The organism is Rhodococcus sp. (in: high G+C Gram-positive bacteria) (assembly GCF_049299235.1).
Taxonomy (GTDB): Bacteria; Actinomycetota; Actinomycetes; order Mycobacteriales; family Mycobacteriaceae; genus Rhodococcus.
On the sequence record NZ_JBAQXC010000196.1, the window covers coordinates 1 to 4,755 of the forward strand.

Here is a 4,755-nt window from a genome sequence, read left to right on the forward strand (position 1 = left end):
CGCCTCCCTCTACCGGGTTCCGCCACTCGCGGTCGTGCGGCCGCGCGCCGACGACGAGGTCGCCGCGGTCCTCGCGGTGTGCCGCGAACATCAGGTGGCGCTGACTGCGCGTGGTGGCGGCACCTCCGTCGCGGGCAATGCCGTCGGGCCCGGCGTGGTGCTGGACTTCTCCCGGCACCTGAACCGGGTGCTCGAGGTCGACCCGGCGACGCGTACCGCGCGGGTGCAGCCCGGGGTCGTGCAGGCGCAGTTGCAACGCGCGTCCGCACCGCACGGCTTGCGGTTCGGTCCGGACCCGTCGACCCACAACCGCTGCACGATCGGCGGGATGATCGGCAACAACGCGTGCGGGGCCCGCACCCTCGGCTACGGGCGCACCGTCGACAACGTCGTCGGCCTCGAGGTGATCGCCGGGACCGGTGACGCATTGTCGCTACCGGGTTCCGGGTCGCTGCTCGAGCAGTTGCGAACGGTCGCGAGTGGTCACCTCGCGACGATCCGCACCGAGTTCGGCCGGTTCGGCAGGCAGGCGTCCGGGTATGCGCTCGAACACCTGGCGCCGGAGAACGGGTTCGATGTGCGCCGCATGCTCGTCGGCAGCGAGGGCACCCTGTGTGTGGTCACCGAGGCGACCGTGCGGTTGGTCCCCGATCCGCAGGTGCGGATACTCGTCGCGCTCGGCTACCCGGACATCGCGACTGCCGGTGATGCCGCACACACGGTCCTCCGATTCGGGACGACGGCGTGTGAGGGTCTCGATTCGCGGATCGTCGATGTGGTGCGCGCCCGGCGTGGTTCCGGTGCGGTGCCGCCGCTACCTCGGGGTGCGGCGTGGCTGTTCGTCGAAGTGTCCGGCGAGGAGGCGGGGGAAGTTCGCGGTCGCGCATCGAACCTGGAACATTTTGCGGGAGCAATTGATTCGCTACTGGTAGAAGATTCGGTGCGCGCGGCAGCGCTGTGGCGGATCCGGGAGGACGGCGCGGGACTGTCCGGGCGAAGTCCGGCCGGGCTGCCCGCGCATTCCGGGTGGGAGGATGCGGCGGTCCCGCCCGAGCGCGTCGGGGCGTATCTGCGCGACTTCGAACTCTTGCTCGGGAGTTACGGAATCAGCGGGTATCCGTACGGACATTTCGCCGACGGCTGCCTGCACGTCCGACTCGACATTCCGCTCGAAGTTCCCGGACTATTTCGCGAATTCCTTTTTGCGGCAGGACAGCTCGTCTCGTCATATGGTGGATCCCTGTCGGGTGAACACGGTGACGGCCGTGCCCGCAGTGAACTGCTGCCGCTGATGTACTCACCGGCGGCATTGCGGGTGTTCGGTGCGGTGAAGGCGGTGTTCGATCCCGACAACATCCTGAATCCGGGTGTGCTCGTCGACCCGGAGCCCGTCGATCGGGATCTGAGAGTTCCTGCCGCGCAGATTATTCGGAAGGACCTGGCATTCCGGTACGAGGACGACGACGGCGACTTCACCCGCGCCGTGCACCGCTGCACCGGTGTCGGCAAGTGTCGCGCCGACACCACGGCGAACGGTGGAGTGATGTGCCCGTCCTATCTGGCGACGCGAGAGGAGAAGGATTCCACCCGCGGCCGAGCCCGGGTCCTGCAGGAGATGCTCAACGGTGGTCTGGTCACCGGATCGTGGCGCGCGCCGGAAGTCGCGGAGGCGCTGGATTTGTGTCTGTCCTGCAAGGGTTGCGCGTCCGACTGCCCCACCGGCGTCGATATGGCGACGTGGAAGTCCGAAGTGCTGTACCAACGTTACCGCCGGAGTGTGCGGCCGATGTCGCACTACACCCTGGGCAGGCTTCCGCGTTGGGCGGCGTGGGCGAGCCGTGCACCGCGCCTGGTCAACGCGGTCACCGCTCTGCCGGGGATCGCCGGTGCCGGGCTGACTATCGGGGGAATGGATCGACGGCGGCACGTCCCCCGGTTCGCGAAACGCACGTTCCGCAGGTGGTTCGAGGATCATGCAGCTGGGCGCTCACCCACGGGCGACCCGGTGCTGCTGTTCGTCGACACCTTCACCGACTACTTCACACCGGAAGTCGGAATCGCTGCCGTGCAGGTCCTCGAGGCCGTCGGATTCCGGGTGCGTGTCACCGACCGGCAGCAGTGCTGTGGACTCACGTGGATTACTACCGGTCAACTCGATCAGGCGCGAAAAATATTGGGCCGCACTGTCGCAGAGTTGTTCCGCGTGGGCGTACCGATCGTCGGACTCGAACCGTCGTGCACCGCGGTGCTGCGATCCGACGCCGTGGACATGCTCGGTTCACAACCCGCACGGATGGTCGCGCAATCGACGGTCACGCTCGCCGAACTGCTCGCCGACCGGTCGTTGCCGTCGCTGGCAGGCACGACCGTCGTCGCGCAACCGCATTGCCATCATCACGCCGTCCTGGGCTGGGACACCGATGCCGAACTACTGCGTCGTGCCGGCGCCGATGTCACTCGACTCGGTGGATGTTGCGGTCTCGCAGGAAACTTCGGTGTCGAACGGGGTCACTACGAGGTGTCCGTCGCGGTCGCCGGGCATCAACTGGTGCCCGCGGTCGCGGCAGCGGCCACCGACCACATCATCCTCGCCGACGGCTACTCGTGCCGCACTCAGATCGCCGACCTCACCGACCGCCGCGGCCTTCACCTCGCGCAACTCCTCGCCGCCCGCCTCCCGCACCCTCCGGGTGAGAGGAACCATCATTCGGTCTGACCGGGTGAATGGTCCCATCACCAGAGGCGAGGGGTGCTCACGCCCGTCGTTTCCGGTTGGCGCGTGTGCTGGTCGGACGGGGGCCGAGTTCGTAGGGGATGCCGAGGATGCGGCGGGTCTTGGCGTTGTGCACGTCGTATCCGGTTTGGCCGACGGTCAAAAGCAGATCCAACGCGGATGCGAGTGACCCGATCGCCTCCCCGAGCAGCGCGGTGGATGCTCCGGCGTCGGGCAGCGTCCGCATCTCCAGGTTCATCTGCCCGGTGCTACCGCGGCGTCCGGTCGGCGCGAAAAAATTTGCCCATCGAATCCCCCGATTCCGCCGTGCCCCCGCACGACCTGCCGGGAACGATACCGCACCGGTGATGAGTTTCCCGGTGCCGCCCGGTCGGAATATGCGACACCACTGCTGCGACATTCTGGAGACCGCCATGACCGCTACAGTTTCCGCGTCCACCACGACCGTTCCGTCGAAAGGCGCCCGCACCGCCGGGCTGATCGTCAGCGGGCTCGTCGTGCTGTTCCTGCTGTTCGACTCGGTGATCCACCTGTTCAACACGTCCCAAGTGCAGGAGGCCATGTCCGACCTGGGCTTCGATCCGGGTCTCAATCGGGTGTTCGGCGTCGTACTGCTCGTGTGCCTGATCGCCTATGTCGTACCGGCCACGTCGATTCTCGGCGCAGTGCTGCTCACCGGCTATCTCGGTGGCGCGGTCGCGACGAACCTGCTCACCGAGCAACCGATCGTGAGCACCACGCTGTTCCCGATCTACACGGGCATCCTGGTGTGGGGTGGCCTGTGGCTGCGCGACCTCGAGGTTCGGCGGATCATGCCGCTGCGGCGCGGGTGACCACGACGAACGGTCCGACCTCGGTCACCGTGAATCTCGGGTCGTCGAACAGCGCCTTCGGGAAGGTGACGGTGTAGCGGCGCACGTTCGGGTCGTTCGGGTACACGTCTTCGGCGAGTCGCAGCGTGTATCCCTCGGCGCTCTGCCGGAACACCACCGCGTCGGGGGCGCGCCACGGCGCATCGTCCCATGCGGCGAGCAGTTCGTCGGGGGTTCCGAGTTCGGACCAGTCTTCGATCGCTGCGGCTCGCGCCGAGAAGTCGGCCAGTGGATTCGCGTAATGCGAAGTGAGCGACTGGAATCCGTAGTAGGGGTAGTACGCGAGGAAGGTGGTGTCGGCGGTGAGGATCACGATGTCGGCGCGGTCGCGGCCGAGTTGCGAGGTGATCGTCTCGTCCACATCTTCGAAGTACGATGCCGCACCCGGTGGTCGCTGGTCCGCGCGTTCGCCGTCGCCGTCGGTGTCGCTGTAGGCGACGGCGATCTCGCCGGTGAGGACCTGTGGGATGTTCTGGGTGAACGCCAGCGCGCCGAGAGTGCCGACCGTCACGAGAGACCAACGCACTCTGCGGTTTTCGCTGGTAGCCAGCACGATCCAGCGGGTGAAGTCGACGAACGCGAATGTGCCTGCGGCGCCGAGCAATACCAGCAGGATCACTTCGAGACGGAACGCGAGGAGTGTGGTGCCCAGGGCGGTCACCGCCATCGACGCCAGGCACCACAGGTAGACGGAGACGACGCCGAGTCCGAGTGCCTGCGCCCGCCGCGACGACGATGCTCGTCCGACGAGCCACACGGTGCCGAGCAGACACAGCAGACCGATGAGTGAGGCGTGGAACATCGGCAGCGGCAGTCGTGCCCCGGCGTCGGGCAGGTAGTGCAGGGCGCTACCGGACCCGCCGAGCGACGCGCCGCCGAGGAAGTCGAGCAGGAACGGCAGCCACACGATCAGCGCGGCCAGGGCGGAGATCGCGGCGATGACGGCCAGGCGGACGACGACGGGTATCACCGCGCGCCACGTTCCGGCGGCACGCCACGCGAGCGCGCCGGCGACCACCGCCATCACGACAACAGTGAATGCGGCCAAACCCAGGTACAGGGTGTAGAACGTCGCGGCGAGGCCGAGGAACAGTCCGGTCCCCACCACGGCCCCCCACCCCTGCCGTGTGCCTTTTGGGCCCTCCTGGT

Annotated in this window: 4 protein-coding genes; 2 read left to right on the forward strand and 2 right to left on the reverse strand. The window is 67.4% G+C overall.

The annotated features are described in order from the left end of the window. The coding region (locus WAX14_RS11790; protein WP_422628248.1) for an FAD-binding and (Fe-S)-binding domain-containing protein at positions 1 to 2,716 on the forward strand (2,716 nt) is incomplete at its 5' end. 37 nt (positions 2,717 to 2,753) lie between these two features. Here the strand turns inward: WAX14_RS11790 and WAX14_RS11795 are convergent. Continuing rightward, positions 2,754 to 2,972, reverse strand: coding sequence for a hypothetical protein (locus WAX14_RS11795; RefSeq protein WP_422628249.1), 219 nt, complete (start codon positions 2,970 to 2,972; stop codon positions 2,754 to 2,756). 175 nt (positions 2,973 to 3,147) lie between these two features. Here WAX14_RS11795 and WAX14_RS11800 point away from each other — a divergent pair, with 175 nt between their 5' ends. Beyond that, positions 3,148 to 3,567: a DoxX family protein gene (locus WAX14_RS11800; RefSeq protein ID WP_422628250.1), complete on the forward strand. Its 420-nt coding sequence runs from the start codon at positions 3,148 to 3,150 to the stop codon at positions 3,565 to 3,567. On the opposite strand, the gene WAX14_RS11805 is transcribed toward WAX14_RS11800, so the two are convergent. After that, positions 3,545 to 4,755: arabinofuranosyltransferase (locus WAX14_RS11805; RefSeq protein WP_422628251.1), on the reverse strand; the 1,211-nt coding region annotated here is incomplete at its 5' end. The genes WAX14_RS11800 and WAX14_RS11805 overlap by 23 nt on opposite strands.